This is a genomic window from Methylophaga sp. OBS1, from assembly GCF_026319365.1.
Genome location: NZ_JAPDMS010000001.1, coordinates 635299 through 652831 on the forward strand (window position 1 = coordinate 635299; position 17533 = coordinate 652831).

At 51.4% G+C, this 17533-nt stretch carries 20 protein-coding genes; 12 read left to right on the forward strand and 8 right to left on the reverse strand.

The annotated features are described in order from the left end of the window. Positions 1 to 160: 160 nt before the first annotated feature. On the reverse strand, positions 161 to 655 hold the full coding sequence (locus OMQ46_RS03045; protein ID WP_266235743.1) for a methylated-DNA--[protein]-cysteine S-methyltransferase: 495 nt from the start codon (positions 653 to 655) through the stop codon (positions 161 to 163). Between the two features lie 184 nt (positions 656 to 839). Here OMQ46_RS03045 and OMQ46_RS03050 point away from each other — a divergent pair, with 184 nt between their 5' ends. Continuing rightward, entirely contained in the window at positions 840 to 1247 is a 408-nt protein-coding gene (locus OMQ46_RS03050; RefSeq protein ID WP_266235745.1) for a hypothetical protein, read from the forward strand. Between the two features lie 3 nt (positions 1248 to 1250). On the opposite strand, the gene OMQ46_RS03055 is transcribed toward OMQ46_RS03050, so the two are convergent. Then, positions 1251 to 1652 carry a MerR family transcriptional regulator gene (locus tag OMQ46_RS03055; protein WP_266235746.1) on the reverse strand — a complete coding sequence of 134 codons (402 nt, stop codon included), beginning with the start codon at positions 1650 to 1652 and terminating at the stop codon, positions 1251 to 1253. A gap of 136 nt (positions 1653 to 1788) precedes the next feature. Here OMQ46_RS03055 and OMQ46_RS03060 point away from each other — a divergent pair, with 136 nt between their 5' ends. Continuing rightward, complete coding sequence (locus OMQ46_RS03060; RefSeq protein ID WP_266235748.1) at positions 1789 to 4278, forward strand: heavy metal translocating P-type ATPase; 2490 nt, start codon at positions 1789 to 1791, stop codon at positions 4276 to 4278. 251 nt (positions 4279 to 4529) lie between these two features. Here OMQ46_RS03060 and OMQ46_RS03065 read toward each other — a convergent pair whose 3' ends face one another. Both OMQ46_RS03065 and OMQ46_RS03070 read right to left on the reverse strand, forming a co-directional pair. Then, positions 4530 to 5369 carry a pirin family protein gene (locus tag OMQ46_RS03065; RefSeq protein ID WP_266235750.1) on the reverse strand — a complete coding sequence of 280 codons (840 nt, stop codon included), beginning with the start codon at positions 5367 to 5369 and terminating at the stop codon, positions 4530 to 4532. Then, positions 5369 to 5965 carry an FMN-dependent NADH-azoreductase gene (locus tag OMQ46_RS03070; RefSeq protein WP_266235752.1) on the reverse strand — a complete coding sequence of 199 codons (597 nt, stop codon included), beginning with the start codon at positions 5963 to 5965 and terminating at the stop codon, positions 5369 to 5371. The genes OMQ46_RS03065 and OMQ46_RS03070 overlap by 1 nt, the downstream gene beginning before the upstream one ends. A 114-nt stretch (positions 5966 to 6079) precedes the next feature. Here OMQ46_RS03070 and OMQ46_RS03075 point away from each other — a divergent pair, with 114 nt between their 5' ends. Next, complete coding sequence (locus OMQ46_RS03075) at positions 6080 to 6991, forward strand: LysR family transcriptional regulator (RefSeq protein WP_266235754.1); 912 nt, start codon at positions 6080 to 6082, stop codon at positions 6989 to 6991. A gap of 304 nt (positions 6992 to 7295) precedes the next feature. Here OMQ46_RS03075 and OMQ46_RS03080 read toward each other — a convergent pair whose 3' ends face one another. Next, the gene (locus tag OMQ46_RS03080; protein WP_266235756.1) at positions 7296 to 8213 is read right to left on the reverse strand and encodes a patatin-like phospholipase family protein; all 918 of its coding nucleotides are present in this window, start codon (positions 8211 to 8213) and stop codon (positions 7296 to 7298) included. Between the two features lie 50 nt (positions 8214 to 8263). Between OMQ46_RS03080 and OMQ46_RS03085 the strand changes: the two genes are divergently transcribed. Next, positions 8264 to 8668 (forward strand): gamma-glutamylcyclotransferase family protein, encoded by a 405-nt coding sequence (locus OMQ46_RS03085; protein ID WP_266235758.1) that lies wholly within the window; start codon positions 8264 to 8266, stop codon positions 8666 to 8668. A gap of 64 nt (positions 8669 to 8732) precedes the next feature. After that, on the forward strand, positions 8733 to 8951 hold the full coding sequence (locus OMQ46_RS03090) for a hypothetical protein (protein WP_266235760.1): 219 nt from the start codon (positions 8733 to 8735) through the stop codon (positions 8949 to 8951). A 4-nt stretch (positions 8952 to 8955) separates the two neighbouring features. On the opposite strand, the gene OMQ46_RS03095 is transcribed toward OMQ46_RS03090, so the two are convergent. Both OMQ46_RS03095 and OMQ46_RS03100 read right to left on the reverse strand, forming a co-directional pair. Continuing rightward, on the reverse strand, positions 8956 to 9375 hold the full coding sequence (locus OMQ46_RS03095) for a PilZ domain-containing protein (protein ID WP_266235762.1): 420 nt from the start codon (positions 9373 to 9375) through the stop codon (positions 8956 to 8958). 35 nt (positions 9376 to 9410) lie between these two features. Continuing rightward, positions 9411 to 10787, reverse strand: a complete 1377-nt coding sequence (locus OMQ46_RS03100; protein ID WP_266235764.1) for a ribonuclease J — start codon at positions 10785 to 10787, stop codon at positions 9411 to 9413. Between the two features lie 229 nt (positions 10788 to 11016). On the opposite strand from OMQ46_RS03100, the gene OMQ46_RS03105 reads away from it, so the two are divergent. The 3 genes from OMQ46_RS03105 to OMQ46_RS03115 are packed head-to-tail and all read left to right on the forward strand — an operon-like array spanning position 11017 to position 14295. After that, positions 11017 to 11295: an OadG family protein gene (locus tag OMQ46_RS03105; RefSeq protein ID WP_266235766.1), complete on the forward strand. Its 279-nt coding sequence runs from the start codon at positions 11017 to 11019 to the stop codon at positions 11293 to 11295. Between the two features lie 57 nt (positions 11296 to 11352). After that, entirely contained in the window at positions 11353 to 13146 is a 1794-nt protein-coding gene (oadA, locus tag OMQ46_RS03110; RefSeq protein WP_266235768.1) for a sodium-extruding oxaloacetate decarboxylase subunit alpha, read from the forward strand. A gap of 15 nt (positions 13147 to 13161) precedes the next feature. Then, positions 13162 to 14295: a sodium ion-translocating decarboxylase subunit beta gene (locus tag OMQ46_RS03115; RefSeq protein WP_266235769.1), complete on the forward strand. Its 1134-nt coding sequence runs from the start codon at positions 13162 to 13164 to the stop codon at positions 14293 to 14295. 31 nt (positions 14296 to 14326) lie between these two features. On the opposite strand, the gene OMQ46_RS03120 is transcribed toward OMQ46_RS03115, so the two are convergent. Further along, positions 14327 to 14629, reverse strand: a complete 303-nt coding sequence (locus OMQ46_RS03120; protein WP_266235771.1) for a hypothetical protein — start codon at positions 14627 to 14629, stop codon at positions 14327 to 14329. A gap of 166 nt (positions 14630 to 14795) precedes the next feature. On the opposite strand from OMQ46_RS03120, the gene OMQ46_RS03125 reads away from it, so the two are divergent. The 4 genes from OMQ46_RS03125 to OMQ46_RS03140 all read left to right on the forward strand — a co-directional run bounded on the left by OMQ46_RS03125 (position 14796) and on the right by OMQ46_RS03140 (position 16866). Next, positions 14796 to 15014 carry an RNA-binding S4 domain-containing protein gene (locus OMQ46_RS03125; protein WP_266235772.1) on the forward strand — a complete coding sequence of 73 codons (219 nt, stop codon included), beginning with the start codon at positions 14796 to 14798 and terminating at the stop codon, positions 15012 to 15014. Between the two features lie 121 nt (positions 15015 to 15135). Then, positions 15136 to 15810, forward strand: coding sequence for an esterase/lipase family protein (locus OMQ46_RS03130; RefSeq protein WP_266235773.1), 675 nt, complete (start codon positions 15136 to 15138; stop codon positions 15808 to 15810). A 47-nt stretch (positions 15811 to 15857) separates the two neighbouring features. Then, positions 15858 to 16544 carry a type 1 glutamine amidotransferase domain-containing protein gene (locus OMQ46_RS03135; RefSeq protein WP_266235775.1) on the forward strand — a complete coding sequence of 229 codons (687 nt, stop codon included), beginning with the start codon at positions 15858 to 15860 and terminating at the stop codon, positions 16542 to 16544. A gap of 40 nt (positions 16545 to 16584) precedes the next feature. Then, on the forward strand, positions 16585 to 16866 hold the full coding sequence (locus OMQ46_RS03140; protein ID WP_266235777.1) for a peptidylprolyl isomerase: 282 nt from the start codon (positions 16585 to 16587) through the stop codon (positions 16864 to 16866). The last annotated feature ends 667 nt before the right edge of the window (positions 16867 to 17533 follow it).

Sequence of the window (17533 nt, forward strand, 5' to 3'; positions counted from 1 at the left end):
TCACATTTTCTGTGGAGAAGTATGTGGATAAGTTTCTGGAAAGACGCTAAGTGATTCTTTTATGACAAGCTTTAAAATATGGTTAATTTTTAACCAGCATCAAACAAATCAGACTTGACAAACAGGTTTGCCATTCAACGCCCACTGCCCTATCAAAGACTTAAAGACGGGCTTCTTTTTGTAACAATATTTTTTTGCGTTCACGCCCCCAACGATAGCCAGAGACCTCACCGTCCTGCCTGATTATACGGTGACATGGAATCGCCAAAGCCAGTAAATTTGCGGCACAGGCACCCGCGACCGCACGCACAGCGCTGGGCGAACCAATTTCGTCGGCAATCTGCGTATAGGTCCGGGTTTGTCCTGGTGGAACCCTCAGCAAGGCTCGCCAGACCCGTTTCTGAAACTCCGTTCCCTGGATATCAAGTTCAAGCTTGAGATCCGCATCCGGCCATTCGGCAAAATTTAAAACCTGTTGCAGACGTGACAGTAAAACCCGGTTCTGCTGCCCTTTTTGCACATGTGGATATGTTTGCTTGAGCCATTCAACCAGTGGTCCCGGTTCATCACCAAGCGCAATGGCACAAATCCCATTATCACTGCTTGCTACCAGCACGCACCCAAGTGAACAGCTGCCCAATTCGTATTCAATCATCCTGTTCCTCCTTGACTGTCATTAAAACGGGCGCGGCGAACTTCCATCTCGGTCGAGTACTCATAAAAGTGATTATGATAAAACGTGTCGGTCAGGGAATCATTGCCCCGTTGTCTTACTGAGATAAAGCTGGCCGGATGCGTTATCATCTGACTATACACTCAATCAGCTATGGAGCAGAATCTTGAGACTGAGTTTATTTTTTGCCCTATTTTCCCTCTCGTTCACAGCCTTGGCTGGCGGCGTGCCGCCGGGTGTCTATCAGCATAGTGACGATACATTACAAAAACTCTATGCAGAGCTGCATTACCTGAATCAGGTGGGTCGGGAGATACATCAGAAATATGACGACAAAATCAAAGCCGATCCTGCACAGATGCGATTCTGCCTGGGTGAATACAGCTATATCAGCAGCAGGGCGAAAGCGACCATTGGCATTGCAAACCGCCTGGGCGGTCCGAACCGGGAGGAATATATTAATACCGGCTGGCATGCCCTCGAATGTATTAAATGCAGTGGAGATGTCAGTCACTGCGATGCTATCCCGCCTACGCTTGAGACCATCAAAGCAGAATACAAATCGCAGCAGTGAAGTTTATAAGTCGAACGCAGCCAGGATGGCACAGGGCTGAGTTTTGGCGCCACAGGCGCAGTCACTGGCAAGCTTTTTCAGGCTATCTCTTGCCTGCACCATCTCCCTGATCTTTGCTTCCAGCTGCTCAAGCCGCTTCATTGCGAGTCGATAGGCCTGCTCATGATCCTGCGTGGCATCCAGCTTGATCAGCGTTTTGATCTCACTGAGGGTAAAGCCTGCTTCCTGAGCTTTCCGGATAAATTTCAACTGGCGTAGTGACGCTGGACCATAGCGCCTGACGCTGCCATCCGTTGAGGCAGGGACTGCCAGTAAACCTTTGCGCTGATAAAAACGAACCGTTTCAACGCTTACGTCTGCCATGGCAGCAAATTTTCCAATGGTCAGTGATAGCTTCTGTGTCATCAGCGCTTGACTCCGTACCCAGGTACGTACTTTATAGTAGAAATTAACCTACTGACACAAGCTGAGTCTGGTTGGCAGTGCCCCGAATGAAGATTTACATTGGCACTGCGCCACAATGCTTAGCTAAGGAGATAGCATGGCAATCGACCCGGTATGCGGTATGACTGTTGATGCAGACAACGCGCGCTATCACGCGCAGCATAATCAGCAGGATTATGTGTTCTGTTCCCAGCATTGCATGAATAATTTCAAAGCCGATCCAGGGCGTTACCTCAAGCAATCAGAAGCAGATCACAACTGCTGTGGAGGTGATGACAAAGCACCGCATACTGAAAAACGGCCACACAGCTGTTGTGGCAGTCATGAACAGGCTTACAGACCAGCAGCATCACGACAAGGCAGTGGCGATTATATCTGCCCGATGTGCGAAGGCGTGCGCCAGGCAGGGCCGGGCAGTTGCCCCAAATGCGGTATGGCCCTGGAGCCCGAATCACCGCAACTGGGGAACACCAGAACTGAATACACCTGCCCGATGCATCCGCAAATCGTTCAGGATCATCCCGGTAACTGCCCAATCTGTGGCATGGCGCTGGAAGCGAACACAGTCGAAGTCGAAGAGAACAACAGTGAGTTGAAAGATATGTCCCGGCGCTTCTGGATTGGCGCAGTGTTAACGCTACCGGTGTTTATCATCACGATGCTGCTGGATATGGCACCCGCCCTCTTGCCCGCCAGTATCCCAACACAGCGCTGGTACTGGCTGGAGTTCCTGCTGGCAACACCCGTCGTGCTCTGGGCCGGATGGCCGTTTTTCATCCGTGCTGTGCAGTCAGTCAAAACCATGAACCTGAACATGTTCACACTGATTGGCCTCGGTGTCAGCGTTGCCTGGCTATACAGTGTCATCGCACTGATTTTCCCGGCTATTTTTCCAACCTCGATGCAACATGCTGATGGTAGTGTCGCCGTCTATTTTGAGGCAGCAGCGGTTATTACCGTGCTGGTATTGCTGGGCCAGGTACTTGAACTGCGCGCCCGCAGCCAGACTAATACCGCCATCAAAATGCTGCTGGGCCTTGCGCCCAAAACAGCCAGACTGGTGACTGAGGATGGTCAGGAGCAGGATATTCTGCTTGAAGAGGTCCGGGTAGGCCAGCAATTGCGGATCCGTCCCGGAGAAAAAATACCCGTTGACGGCACGGTGATAGAGGGTAATAGCAGTGTTGATGAGTCCATGGTCACCGGTGAGCCGATACCGGTCAGTAAGCAAAAAGATGACAAGCTTATCGGTGCTACCGTCAACGGTACCGGAAGCCTGCTGATGCGTGCTGAGCGGGTCGGCAGTGACACCCTGCTTTCCCAAATTGTGCATATGGTGGCCGAAGCGCAGCGTTCACGCGCGCCGATTCAGAAACTGGTCGACAAAGTGGCGGCCTGGTTTGTGCCCGCAGTGGTACTTATCGCTATCCTCACCCTCGGCGCCTGGTTTATCTGGGGGCCAGAACCGAAACTGGCACATGCCATCGTCAATGCCGTTGCTGTGTTAATCATTGCCTGTCCCTGTGCCCTGGGTCTGGCGACGCCGATGTCGATTATGGTCGGAACCGGTCGCGGCGCCTCGATGGGCGTCTTGATTAAAAATGCTGAAGCGCTGGAAGCCATGGAGCAGATTGATACCCTGGTCGTAGATAAAACCGGCACGCTGACCGAGGGTAAACCGAAGCTGGTCATGGTTGAGTCAATGACCGATCTGGATGACAACACCCTGCTCACTCTGGCTGCCAGTCTGGAACAAGGCAGTGAACATCCGCTTGCGATGGCGGTAATTGAAGGTGCCAAAGAAAAAGGCCTGAGCTTATCCAGGCTAAACCAGTTTGACTCTGTAACCGGCCAGGGTATTAAGGGCGAGATTGACGGTCACCCTGTGGCGTTGGGTAACACTGCCCTGTTTACCACGCTGGGAATAGATTCAGCGCCATTACAGGAAAAAGCAGAGGCTTATCGCAAACAGGGCCAGACCGTGATGCTGGTTGCCGTTGATAATCAAGCAGCCGGCCTGATTGGTGTGGCTGATCCAATCAAGTCATCCACCACAGAGGCCATAAAAGCCCTGCATCAGGAAAATATTCGCCTTGTCATGTTAACCGGCGATAACCAGGTCACCGCAGAGGCCGTCGCCAGTCAGCTTGGCATTGATGATATCCGAGCCGATGTCTTGCCTGAGCAGAAAAATCAGGTGATCAAAGAGTTACAGGCAGAAGGCAGAACCGTCGCCATGGCGGGTGACGGTATCAATGATGCCCCAGCACTGGCCCAGGCAACGATTGGTATCGCTATGGGTAGCGGAACCGACGTGGCCATGGAAAGTGCCGGCATAACCCTGGTTAAAGGTGACTTGCGTGGCATTCATCAGGCATTGAAATTAAGCCGGGCGACGATGCGTAATATCCGCCAGAACCTGTTTTTCGCCTTTGTTTATAACTCGATGGGCGTACCAATCGCAGCCGGTGTCCTGTATCCCTTCTTCGGCCTGTTGCTGTCACCGATGATTGCAGCAGCAGCCATGAGCCTGAGTTCGGTATCGGTGATCGCTAATGCGCTCAGACTGCGGCGGGTGAAACTCTAATTTGTCACTGTTTAAAAATTAACCACAGAGGCACAGCGGGCGCAGAGTTATAAAATGCTCTACAGATTACGCAGATGAGCGCAGATTATTTTGGCAGAAAACATTCAAAGCTCAATTTAGAAGCCCTGTCGCTGGATAACGATATCAATGAACTGTTGTTTTAATCTGTGAAAATCAGCGAAATCTGCGGATAAATTTTTAGCCATTCTGAGCTTTGTGCCCTCTGTGCCTCTGTGGTTCAAACTTTTCAATCAGGCAAACCGTCCCTCACGGTAATCGTCAAAGGCCTGCTCAAGCTGCTCGCGGGTGTTCATCACAAACGGTCCACCCCGGGCAACGGGCTCTTTCAGCGGCTGCCCCGACACCAGTAGAAACTGGCTTTGCGTTTCTGCCAACAAGCTCACAGTCTGTCCTTTCTCCAGTACACCCAACTGCCCCTGATTCAACGGCCGTTGATGATCACCAACAGATAGCTGCCCCTCAATCACATAAACAAAACTGTTATCTGTCTCCGGAACCTGCTGTACGAAGTGGCTGCCTGCCGGTAATGTCACGTGCAGGTAGAGCGGTTTGACATAGGCGTTGTCAATCACTCCCCGGGTGCCTTGATCGGTCTGCCCGGCAACGACTTTAATCTCCCCACCATTTTCAAGGGTCTCAACCGGGATCTCAGCCGCAGAACGTTCCTGATAACGCGGTTCACGCATTTTTTCAGCGGCTGGCAGGTTGACCCAGAGTTGAAAACCGGCCAGCAAACCTGCTTCCTGCTCTGGCATTTCTGAATGGATAATGCCCCTGCCCGCAGTCATCCACTGCACGCCCCCTGTCTCGATCACACCCTGGTTACCGGCGTTGTCTTCATGCCGCATTTTGCCGGCAAGCATGTAGGTGACTGTCTCAAAGCCACGATGTGGGTGGGGTGGGAAACCGGCGAGATATTCCTGTGGTCTGTCTGAGCCGAAAGCATCGAACATCAGAAACGGATCCAGCATATTCAACTGTGGTGAACCAATCACCCGTTTCAGCTGCACGCCGGCACCATCAGAGACCGGGATGCCGTTCACGATTTGTCTGAGTTCTCTTATGCTCATCACTGTTCTCCTGCTGCAATCGCTGCCAACTGTTGTTGAATATCGCCATGATCATTGGCTGCCCTGTTCAGATCATTGGCATTCACCAGGGTGACATCATCGATACCGAGAAAGCCCATCACATGCCGTAAATAGCTCGAAGCATAGTCAACCTCGCTGCCCAGAGGAACACCGCCTGAGGCAATAACCAGATAGGCCTTTTTGCCTTTAAGCAAACCTTCCGGTCCATTTTCGGTATATCGAAACGTCACTCTGGCTCGTGCCACCTGGTCAATCCAGGCTTTGACCACCGCCGGCACGCTGAAGTTATAAATAGGCGCAGCAATCACGATATGACTGGCCTGCTTTAATTCGTTAATCAGGCGGTCCGACTCTGCCAGTGCGGCCTCCTGCTGTGCGCTGCGTTCTGCAGGATCGGTAAAATTGGCGCCGACCCACTGTTCATCAATAAACGCGATGCCGTCTGCCAGATCACGTTCAATCGTGCTCAGGCCGGTTTGTTGCTGAAGCTGCTGTACCAGTTGTGCTGAGATATCACGTGTTACCGAACCCTGAATCCGGCTACTGGAGTTGATCAGTAAAATGCTGTTGTTCATTGGATTCTCCCTGTTTTGTTGCGTTTGGTTAAACGATGGTGACAGTTTATCGTTTCCATTTTTTTGAAAAACACGCTATTAATAAACTTATTGTTTCTTATAAGAGAACATTTAATGAATCAACTGGAAGAAATGCAGACTTTAGTCCGGGTTGTGGAAGCCGGCAGTATCACCCGTGCAGCAGAACAGATGAATACCGTCAAATCGGCTGTCAGCAAACGACTCAGTGAGCTGGAAAAACGGCTTGGCGTCAGCCTGCTTAAGCGCACCACCCGCAAACAGACCCTCACTGACGCCGGCCGTGATTATTACCAGCATTGTGTGCGGATTCTGGATGATATCAATGAAGTGGAAACCGCCATCAGTGAGAGTCAGTCAGCAGTATCCGGCCGAATCAGGGTGGCGGCCCCCATCAGTTTTGGTCTGATGCATCTGAATCAGGCCATACGGCAGTTCAATCAAGCCAATCCGGATATCATTTTTGATATCGACTTTAATGACAGGCAGCAGGATCTGGTGGCAGAAGGCATCGATCTGGCCATCCGGGTATCAAACCTGGCTGACTCCAGCCTGATTGCCAGAAAACTCTCCACAACGCGTTTATTACTCTGTGGAAGCCCGGACTACTTTGCGCGCAACGGTAAACCGCAGACCGCCGAAGATTTATTCTATGGCCACGTCAAATTACATTACAGTCACGTCAGTCCGAGCTGGCAGTTGAAAAATCACCGGGGAGAACGTCTGTCGGTCAATCTGCCGACAGTCATGACGGCTAATAACGGTCAGTTTCTTATGGATGCCGCAATAGAGGGTAAAGGATTGATCCTGTCGCCGGATTTTATTTGTGCCGGGGCCATCCGCAGCGGCGAGTTACTACCCGTCCTTGATGATTGTTTATTAAATAATGATATTGGCGTTTATGCGGTCTATCCACATACCCGATTTCTGTCGCAACGCGTCAGGCTCCTGATTGAATTTCTGCGCGATTACTTTGCACAACGGCCAGACTGGCAGTGCCCGAAATAAGACACAGAATTGCAGGACCCAAGCGGTGTCAACTGAATCAAACAGCTTATCAACTGGCTCTGAGAGTCCCTTGACACGCTCTTTGATGATGCCAGATGCAGAGGATATTGACCGGCAGTGTGAGTGTAGCGATCCATCTCAATCGGCATTAACCCGGTCGATACCGCTATCCGGCCCAGGCTGAACCTAATCATAAACATCAGGGTGTTGAGCGCCAGCACAATCAGCAGGATTTTTTCTTCTTACCGGTCAGATCCTTGATGCCACTGTCATTTCAACAATCATTCATAACCCACTGACAGGATTAGTTTAGAAAGTAGTCAAAATCGCGTTTATGCCGGTCCACACTGGCTTTACCCTCCTCAATAGCTTCACTGCCCCGGTAAAATTCCAGGATGCCGATCTGAGAGAGCCTTGGCGATAAAATGATTTCCGGCGGATCGCCGGCCATGCGACTGCGGGTAATGCGATCCTGAGTGATATTAATTGAAGCGGCTATGGCATCCATCAAATCCGGTGCCTCGTCTTCTTTATCAGCATTGCTAAACAGATTACTGGTGTAATCAGCGATCATATCGGTGAAACGCTCAGTGAAACTTGGGTTGGCCGGTTCACTGGTATCGACTTTTTCCGGTGACTCGGCCCGAAAATGTTTGCCGACAATGTCGCTGTTGAGATTCACAGCAATGACAACATCTGCTCCCAGTGCCCGACAGACGGATACCGGCACCGGATTAACCAGGCCACCATCAATCAGCCAGCGGTCATCGTGCTTTATCGCCGGAAACAGACCCGGTAGTGAAATCGATGACCAGACCGAATCCAGCACTTTTCCTTTTGTATTCCATATCTCTCGTCCCGTATTGAGGTCGGTGGCGACGGTAGCAAACGCCTTATTCAAATCCTCAATCTGTTGTTCGGCGCCGACAACATATTCATCCAGAAAGTGATGTAGTCTGTGCTTATTAACGAACCCTCGCAGAGAACGGTTGATGGTGAAATAGCGAACTGTTTTCAACTTATCCAGCTCAATGACCCAATTCTGCAGTTTATTAATATTACCGCTGACATAGGCCGCACCAACCAGGGCACCAATAGAACTTCCGCACACCACATCGGGTTCGATTCCCTGCTCGATCAGGCGTTGGATGACACCGATATGGGCCCAACCTCTGGCAGCGCCACTGCCCAGCGCGAGACCGACTTTAATCTTTTTCTTCATTAATTTATTTCTATATTATTCTGAATATTACATAGGTAAATTAAAGTAAAATGAACAATAAATACTTATTTGTCTACGGCACACTGATGCACAACAGTGAGCATCCCATGCATCAGGTATTACAAGCCCATAGTGAGTTTGTCTGCCACGGCAGGATACGCGCACAACTGTATCAGATTCATGATTATCCGGGCGCGGTCCTTTCAAATATGGCTGACGACGAGGTGCATGGCGAGGTTTATCGTCTGGCCACCCCTTCAGTCCTTGCGCAACTGGATGACTTTGAGGAATGTTCAGCGGCCTTCCCCGAACCACGTGAATACCGGCGACAAACTGTAGAGGTCACAGTCTCTGGCGGCAAATCAATCAGCGCCTGGGCTTATATCTATAACCACCCGGTCGATCCGAACAAACGTATTGTCAATGGGCGTTTCCAATTAAAATCATGGCAGTGAATTAAATTTCTAAAGTTCATCAAAATCAAGTCGATAGAGAAGTTACAGAAGATGAAAGTGAAGCATGATGAACGAAATACCGCGTCTCAGTCACTACGATATGGTCACTGTCAGCAGCCCGACTCAGGTCGGTCCTGCACGTCCGATTGCGGACAAAACCAGAACCGTGTCGGAAAATGACAGAAGACAACAGCCTGACCGACGTAAACGCAATAAAAAACCGATGATTGAGCGCAGGGTCTCATCAGATCGTCGCGGCCCACGCTTTGATGCCAGAGTCTGAGGAATTAATCTGCCGCTGGAAAATCAGCCGCATTTTCAGCTATCCAGCGAAAAGCAGCCTGCTCACTGGTGAGTTTTACCCCTGTCTCCTGCTCCAGGCGATGTCGGAAAGCTTCAATATGGCAGACCTGCTCCACCATCCGCATGGCATATTGCACTGCCCTGTCCCTGAAGCCGACACCAATTAAATATTTTCTGCCTTCCCTGCTACACCAGCGCACAATGCCCTCTGCACTAAAGCCTGGCCTGCCGCATTTGATTTCGACAAAGATACTCTCACCGACCAATGCCCGCTCTTGGCTCGTAAAGCAGAGTCCGCCCTGACTGATATCTCTGGCTGGCTGAATATGATGCCGCTGCCCCAAACGGTAACTGATAGGGATGCTGCTTGGGTGGCGGATATACTGCCGTAGTTCTTCAATCATTCCAGCAACTTAGCACAAGCGGCTAAAAGTGTGAATCAATAGAGCTTTTTTAGCTTGTCATTGATTAACCCCAGCCGGCCGGTGCTGACCGCACGACGGCGAATACCACGAACCGGGGCAATAAAAAACAGATCCCCATTCTGACCTTCCAGTTGCTCCGGCACTCCGACCGATTTTGCCACCCGGGCATTGGCCCGCATATGTCGATACTCCCCGTGTACAGGAATTGCACAGGCCGGCTTCACCCACTGATACATGGCTTTCAATTCATCCTGAGCCGGATGCCCTGAAGCATGGATGGGAAGACGGCTGTTATCTACCGTGATGACATCAACCTGCATGGCTTTGAGACGATCGATTAAGGCTTCGACTGCCGCCTCGTTGCCAGGGATAACTTTAGCGCTGAATATCACCGTGTCGCCGGGTTCCAGCTGCATATCCCGGAAGCTGTTCTGACTGAGCCGATTCAGTGCCGTGCGCGGCTCACCCTGACTGCCTGTTGCCACCAATAGCACCGTCTGTCTTGGCAGGTACCCCAGATGATGCGGATCAACAAAGGTCTCCACATCGTGCCAGAAGCCGGTTCGTTTGGCTGCGGTGTAGGTATTGATCAGTGACCGTCCCAGTAGGCCCAGATGACGTCCGGTTTGCTGAGCGATATCGGCAATGGTCCTAAGCCGCGCGATATTACTACCGAAGCAGGTCACCACGACACGACCTTTGGCCTGTTCGATATGGTGCTGCAGGCCACGTCTCAACGAGGCTTCTGATGCTGACCAACCGGGCAAATCGGCATTGGTAGAGTCACACACCATGGCATCAATATTGAGTTCAGCCAGTGCCTCGAAGTCAGCTGGCTGATACCGCTCCCCGACCACAGGATCACTGTCAAGCTTCCAGTCCGCAGTATGAAAGACGCTGCCGGCCGGTGTGCTGATCAACAGGGCAAAAGGCTCGGGAATGGAATGTGTTAACTGAATCCAGCGCACATGGAATACCCCGATATCCATTTCCGCTCTCGGCTCAACGATGCTGACCGGAACCTTATCCTGCAGGCCAACCTCTTTGAGCTTGCGGCGCAGAATTTCAGCGGTGTATGCCGTGGTGTAGACCGGGCATTGAAACCGTGACCAGAGGTAAGGCACGGCACCAATGTGATCTTCGTGCGCATGGGTAATAATAAGTCCATCCAGACGATCCTTACGATCAGCGATGAACTGCGGATCAGCCATTTGAATTTCAGCACGGCTGCCGGAAATTGGCTCTCCATCGACATCGGTACGGGATTCGAAAGTCAGTCCGCAATCCACCATCAACCAGCGGCCATCATGACCATACAGGTTGAGATTCATACCGATTTCGCCCGTTCCCCCCAGGGGCAGGAACCAAAAATCTTCTGCGTCCGGCGTCATACCATCCTCATTTATTCAAAATCGGCACCATTATGCCAATTGAGACCGGATTCCGCAGTGGCTGACTGCAATCATGCTCAGCCCTGAGTGTGAATTGCCTCACAACCCGATGCCATGCCATTTGCGTTAAGCGGGCCAAACCCAGACCGTCCAACAGTGGTATAATCTGCGGCTGTTTTGAATCAAGTCATTGATTTAATGACGTTCGCGATGCACAGAGGAGGTCGCTATGACTGCATCCAATCTGATGTCTGAAGGTCTGAACCTGATGCTGGTGGGCATGGGGTTTGTCTTCGTATTCCTGACATTACTGGTTTTCGTGACCAGTTTGATGTCAAAAATCATCACACGCTATGAAAAAGATGTCGGCACCCTGCCGGAAGAAGGTATTCCCGCCCCGACGGCTGTTATCAGCCAGGCGATGAGCAACAGGCAGCACGCCAACGATGATAAAAACCTGATCACCGTCCTTTCCGCTGCGATTCACAAGTTTCGCTCTCGTCGTTAAATAAAACCGCCTGCGTCAGTCAGGCAGTTTCCGTTAGATCAAACCAAGGCCATGAACATGACCGAAGCAAAAAAACCACTTGGCATTACCGACGTCGTTCTGCGTGATGCCCATCAATCTCTGTTTGCCACCCGGCTGCGTCTCGACGACATGCTGCCGATTGCCGACAAGCTCGATCAAGTCGGTTTCTGGTCAGTGGAAAGCTGGGGCGGTGCCACTTTCGATGCCTGTATCCGCTACCTGGGTGAAGATCCCTGGCACCGCATCCGTAGCCTGAAAGCCGCGATGCCAAACACCCGTCAGCAAATGCTGCTACGGGGGCAGAATCTGCTGGGCTACCGTCATTATGCTGACGATGTGGTGAAAAAATTTGTCGAGCGTGCGGCAGTCAATGGGGTCGATGTGTTCCGCGTATTTGACGCAATGAACGACCCACGTAATCTGGAAACCGCGATAAAAGCCGTTCTCGAAAATGACCGTCATGCCCAGGGCACCATCGCCTACACCTTGAGTCCGGTCCACAACCTGCAGATGTGGATTGATATGGCAAAGCGCATCGAGGATATGGGCGCTCATTCCCTGGCCATTAAGGATATGGCTGGTTTGCTTAAGCCTTACGCAGCTTACGAGCTGGTTCAAAATCTTAAGCAAGCTATTGATATCCCGATTCATATGCAATCGCACGCCACAACCGGCCTGTCGACTGCCACCATTATGAAATGTGTTGAAGCCGGCATTGATAATGTCGATACCGCGGTTTCTTCGATGTCGATGACCTACGGTCACTCTGCAACCGAGTCTGTGGTGGCGATTTTTGAAGACACCGATCGCGATACTGGTCTGAATATGCAGCTGCTGGAGGAAATTGCTGCCTATTTCCGTGATATCCGTAAAAAATATGCCCAGTTCGAAGGCTCCCTGCGTGGTGTCGACTCCCGCATTCTGGTGGCCCAAGTGCCGGGTGGCATGCTCACCAATATGGAAAGCCAGCTGCGTGAACAGAATGCACTGGACCGGATGGATGAAGTATTGAAAGAAATTCCCCGTGTGCGTGAAGACTTAGGCTTCATTCCACTGGTCACACCCACCTCGCAAATCGTAGGTACACAGGCTGTGATCAACGTGATGACCGGTGAACGATACAAAACTATCAGCGCCGAGACCGCCGGTGTACTCAAAGGTGAATATGGTGCGGCACCCGCGCCTTACAACAAGGAGCTTCAGGACCGGGTACTGGAAGGCGCAGAACCGATCACCTGTCGACCTGCGGATCTGCTGGAACCGGAAATGGACAAACTCACCACTGAGTTGCTGGAGAAAGCCGATCTGGACGGTATTCAGCTGGCAGAAGGCGAACATCAGGTCGATGATGTACTGACTTACGCCCTGTTCCCGCAAATTGGTCTGAAATTCCTGCAAAACCGTGATAATCCGGATGCTTTTGAACCGGTACCCAGCGATCAGCCACAAGCATCAGCGACATCGGCTGCCAGTTCTGCAGGCGATCAGGAAACCTACACCATCAAGGTCAACGGTCAGGCTTATGTAGTGCAAGTTAACGAAGGCGGCGATATCAGCCATGTTGAAAGCAGTGAAACGACTGCACCACCTGCTGCGTCAGCAGAACCAGCCGGCGAAGGTGAACCGGTTACAGCGCCGTTGTCGGGCAATATCTGGAAAATTCAGGTTAGTCCCGGCCAGCAGGTCAACGAGGGTGACACCCTGCTGATCTTGGAAGCCATGAAAATGGAGACCCAGATTGTGGCATCCAAATCCGGCACTGTCTCGTCTATCTCCGTTAAACAGGGCGACGCCGTCAAAGTCGGTGACCATCTCGCCACTATTGCATAAGCAAGGATTCAATTCATGGAAAAACTGATTCACCTTTGGGAAGTGACAGGTATCTACCAGATCACCCTTGGTCAGGGCGTGATGATATTGATCGGCATGCTGCTGCTCTATCTCGCCATCAAGAAGAACTTTGAGCCATTACTGCTGGTACCAATCGGTTTCGGCGGTGTGCTGGCCAACATCCCCGGCGCCGGTCTCGCTGAAGCCGGCGGTATTCTGCATATCTTTTACACGGTGGGGATTGAGAGTGGTGCCTTTCCGCTGATTATCTTTATGGGGGTCGGCGCAATGACCGACTTCGGACCGCTGCTGGCGAACCCGAAAACCCTGTTTCTGGGCGCGGCGGCGCAATTCGGTATCTTTGCCACGTTGATGGGCGCCGTTGTTCTGTCCTACTACGGTATTTTCGACTTCAGCCTGGCGGATGCAGCGGCTATCGGTATTATCGGTGGCGCCGATGGACCCACTTCCATTTATGTGGCCAGTAAACTGGCGCCGGAATTACTGGGCGCCATTGCTGTTGCCTCCTACTCCTATATGGCGCTGGTCCCGCTAATCCAGCCGCCGATTATGCGTGCTCTGACCTCCGAGGCCGAGCGTAAAATCAAAATGGTCCAGCAACGCCATGTTTCACAGCGTGAGAAAATCGTATTCCCATTGCTGCTGTTGATTCTGGTCGCTTTCCTGCTGCCTGATGCGGCGCCACTGTTGGGTATGTTCTGCTTCGGCAACCTGATGAAGGAATGTGCCGTGGTCGATCGCTTGAGTAACACCACCCAGAACTCATTGATCAACACCGTGACTATCTTCCTGGGTCTGGCAGTGGGTTCCAAGCTCAGTGCAGAAAGCTTCCTGGATATGGCGACACTGGGCATTCTGGTCCTGGGTATGGTGGCATTTGCGATAGGTACCGCGTCCGGTGTCATCATGGCCAAGATACTGAATAAGCTGGTAAAAGCACCGATTAACCCGTTGATTGGTTCCGCCGGTGTATCGGCAGTGCCAATGGCTGCACGGGTGTCGAATAAGCTGGGGCTGGAATCAGATCCGCATAACTTCCTGTTGATGCATGCGATGGGGCCGAACGTGGCCGGGGTGATTGGTTCCGCGGTGGCGGCCGGTATCCTGATAAATTATGTTGGCGCTTAAACCCTGATAAAAACCCGCTTCGGCGGGTTTTTTATTCTTCCTCAAGCAGGCGGGCACTGGCAATTTTATCAACCGCGCCGCTGATGACACAGGCAAAACGATCAATACTGGCTGAGGAGTCAACAGATGTCATCCATTGCCCGGTTTCATTACTGTTGGGAATATGCAGGCTGATATGCTTTGTTTCAGCCAGTCTTTGCAGCTCTTTGGTACTCATGCCGGGCTTAATGAGGTTACAGAACGCTTCGACACGACTGGTATCCCAAATGTAATAAACCGGGTATAAGAGCGCAATAACAATCAAGATTTGAACCAGGCCGACCAGTCCTTTCATAAGCAATACCCCGTTAAGGTAGAATCGCTACACTAACTTTATCCGACGCAAAAATACGCGCTGTACGTCACAGATACTGATGCCTATTTTTTGCTGTTTTTACGAACAGGTCAATTTTCCTGAAATCACCTGTTATCCATATATCAAATTTCGACAAAGGCATACGATGAGTCAGACTATTCAGGTTACGCTGAGCAAGAGCCCGGTTGAGTTATACAAGATTCTCAAGTTTGAAGGTATTGCCGCCAGTGGCGCCGAGGCAAAAATGATGGTCGAACAAGGCCTTGTTCGTGTCAATAATGAAGCGGAGACACGCAAGCGCCGTAAAATTATCGGCGGTGACCGGATTCAGATTGATGACATCTATCTGGTGATATCTGACTGAGCTTCACTATCATCGGCCAACAATTTTTTAGCCTGAAGACGGGGTTTTCTAGCTGCCTGCCTCCCTGTACTGGTGCCATGACAATCGTCTCCTCTTTCAACCGTTTACTCAGGAGCCAGTGATGACTGATATCGAGTCCGAACAGAATCAGATTGTCATTCTCCTGCATGGCCTTGCCCGCTCTGCACGCTCAATGCGCAAGCTGGAAAAGGCACTGCAACAGGTCGGCTATCAGACACGCAATATCGACTATCCCTCTCGCAAGTTTCCTATCGCGAACTTGAGTCAGCAGGTTATCAGCGAGGCGTTGAGAGGGATACCACCATCGATGACAATCCATTTTGTCACGCACTCGCTGGGCAGCATTCTGGTCCGGCATTACCTGGCATCTCAACCGATCCACAACCTGGGTCGTGTGGTGATGTTAGGGCCGCCGAACCAGGGTAGTCAGATTGCTGATTGGCTTCAGCCTTACACCCTGTATCATCGTTTTTTCGGACCGGTCGCTGCACAATTAGGTACCGATCCGCAGAGCCCTCTCAAACAGTTAGGCAGTGCAAAGTTTGAGGTTGGCATTATTGCCGGCTACCGTGCTGTGAATCTTTTATGTGCACCGTTCCTGCCCAAACCCAATGATGGTCAGGTCACGGTGGCAAGTACCCGACTTGAAGGGATGCACGATCATCTCTGTCTGCCTGTCAGCCACGCTTTTATGATGAACAGGCCGATGGTCATCAGACAAGTGCTGTGTTTTTTGAAACAGGGTCATTTTGACCATAACGGGAATCATTGCTGAACGCTATCTGTCAGCAATAGCAGCTGAAATAGAAACAAGGAGAAAACATGCATATATTGATGGTTTTGACCTCTCATGACCGACTGGGCACCACTGGTAAGAAAACCGGATTCTGGCTGGAAGAGTTTGCTGCCCCCTATTATGTCTTTCATGATGCAGGGGTAAAAGTAACCCTGGCCTCGCCCAGAGGCGGCCAGCCACCACTGGATCCTAAAAGTGACAGCCCGGATTTTCAGACAGAGGCGACAGAGCGCTTCAAGCAGGATAACGCTGCTCAGAAACTGCTCGCCAACACCTTGCCCCTGGCACAGGTTCGTGCAGCGGATTACGACGCCGTGTTTTATCCAGGTGGGCATGGACCAATGTGGGATTTGGCGCATTCCTCTTACTCAATCAGTTTGATTGAATCCTTTCTCCAACAGGATAAACCGATCGGCTTTGTCTGCCATGCGCCAGCCGCTTTAGTGAATGTTCACGATAAAGACGGCCAGCCTGTGATCAATAATCGTGCCGTGACGGCATTCAGTAACAGCGAAGAAGCAGCGGTTGGCCTGACTGACATTGTTCCTTTCCTGCTGGAAGATGTACTCAAAGCCCGGGGTGGCTGCTATGTGAAAGCTGATGACTGGACTGAGAACTGCTGTGTAGATGGCCCTCTCATCACTGGCCAGAACCCTCAATCCTCAGAAGCCACAGCCGAGGCCTTGCTCGAGAGCCTCAAACTGGCCGCTTAACTGTTATAATCTGCGGTTTTAACTGAACGGAATAATACCGATGGCAAAAGCGACAGCAAGACATATCCTTGTCGACAGCGAAGAAATCTGTCTGGAACTGAAACGAGAAATCGAACAGGGCGCAGATTTTGGCGATATCGCTAAAGAGCACTCATCCTGCCCTTCAGGCCGCAGCGGCGGCGATCTGGGTGAATTCGGCCCGGGCATGATGGTGCCGGAATTCGACAAGGTCGTTTTTTCAGCACCGGTCAATACCGTGCAGGGTCCCGTGAAAACCCAGTTTGGTTATCACCTGCTGGAAGTGACCAGTCGCAGCGAATAAGACTGACAGTCTTGTGTATGAAAAGCCCCTTGATTGGGGCTTTTTTGTTTTTAACCACAGCAGTACAGATCACACAGACTGATTAAAAAGCCAGAGGCGTTTTTCAGCAACTGCGAGTCCGTGTCTGATACAGCGAATTATTTTAATTTTCCCAGTCATCTTGAGCGAAAGCCGAAGGATCTCGCCCCAACCCTGGAAAAAGATGCCTCCACTGCGGTCGGCATGACAGCCATGGAATCGTTTTCATCCCCCCTGTCATCCTGAGCGGAAGCCGAAGGATCTCATCCCAGCCCTGGAAAAGTTACCTCCACTCCAGTCGGTATGACAGCCACGGCGTCGTTTTCATCCCCCCTGTCATTCTGAGCGAAAGCCGAAGGATCTCGCCCCAACCCTGGAAAAAGATGCCTCCACTGCGGTCGGCATGACAGCCATGGAATCGTTTTCATCCCCCCTGTCATCCTGAGCGGAAGCCGAAGGATCTCATCCCAGCCCTGGAAAAGTTACCTCCACTCCAGTCGGTATGACAGCCACGGCGTCGTTTTCATCCCCCCTGTCATTCTGAGCGAAAGCCGAAGGATCTCATCCCAACCCTGGAAAAGATGCCTCCACTACGGTCGGCATGAGAGCTATGGAACCGTTTTCATTCCCCCTGTCATCCTGAGCGGGA

Coding starts and splice junctions, on each gene's coding strand:
- OMQ46_RS03045 (WP_266235743.1), bottom strand. CDS start 655: ATGATTGAATACGAATTGGGCAGCTGTTCACTTGGGTGCGTGCTGGTA.
- OMQ46_RS03055 (WP_266235746.1), bottom strand. CDS start 1,652: ATGACACAGAAGCTATCACTGACCATTGGAAAATTTGCTGCCATGGCA.
- OMQ46_RS03060 (WP_266235748.1), top strand. CDS start 1,789: ATGGCAATCGACCCGGTATGCGGTATGACTGTTGATGCAGACAACGCG.
- OMQ46_RS03065 (WP_266235750.1), bottom strand. CDS start 5,369: ATGAGCATAAGAGAACTCAGACAAATCGTGAACGGCATCCCGGTCTCT.
- OMQ46_RS03070 (WP_266235752.1), bottom strand. CDS start 5,965: ATGAACAACAGCATTTTACTGATCAACTCCAGTAGCCGGATTCAGGGT.
- OMQ46_RS03075 (WP_266235754.1), top strand. CDS start 6,080: ATGAATCAACTGGAAGAAATGCAGACTTTAGTCCGGGTTGTGGAAGCC.
- OMQ46_RS03080 (WP_266235756.1), bottom strand. CDS start 8,213: ATGAAGAAAAAGATTAAAGTCGGTCTCGCGCTGGGCAGTGGCGCTGCC.
- OMQ46_RS03085 (WP_266235758.1), top strand. CDS start 8,264: ATGAACAATAAATACTTATTTGTCTACGGCACACTGATGCACAACAGT.
- OMQ46_RS03090 (WP_266235760.1), top strand. CDS start 8,733: ATGATGAACGAAATACCGCGTCTCAGTCACTACGATATGGTCACTGTC.
- OMQ46_RS03095 (WP_266235762.1), bottom strand. CDS start 9,375: ATGATTGAAGAACTACGGCAGTATATCCGCCACCCAAGCAGCATCCCT.
- OMQ46_RS03100 (WP_266235764.1), bottom strand. CDS start 10,787: ATGACGCCGGACGCAGAAGATTTTTGGTTCCTGCCCCTGGGGGGAACG.
- OMQ46_RS03105 (WP_266235766.1), top strand. CDS start 11,017: ATGACTGCATCCAATCTGATGTCTGAAGGTCTGAACCTGATGCTGGTG.
- oadA (WP_266235768.1), top strand. CDS start 11,353: ATGACCGAAGCAAAAAAACCACTTGGCATTACCGACGTCGTTCTGCGT.
- OMQ46_RS03115 (WP_266235769.1), top strand. CDS start 13,162: ATGGAAAAACTGATTCACCTTTGGGAAGTGACAGGTATCTACCAGATC.
- OMQ46_RS03120 (WP_266235771.1), bottom strand. CDS start 14,629: ATGAAAGGACTGGTCGGCCTGGTTCAAATCTTGATTGTTATTGCGCTC.
- OMQ46_RS03125 (WP_266235772.1), top strand. CDS start 14,796: ATGAGTCAGACTATTCAGGTTACGCTGAGCAAGAGCCCGGTTGAGTTA.
- OMQ46_RS03130 (WP_266235773.1), top strand. CDS start 15,136: ATGACTGATATCGAGTCCGAACAGAATCAGATTGTCATTCTCCTGCAT.
- OMQ46_RS03135 (WP_266235775.1), top strand. CDS start 15,858: ATGCATATATTGATGGTTTTGACCTCTCATGACCGACTGGGCACCACT.
- OMQ46_RS03140 (WP_266235777.1), top strand. CDS start 16,585: ATGGCAAAAGCGACAGCAAGACATATCCTTGTCGACAGCGAAGAAATC.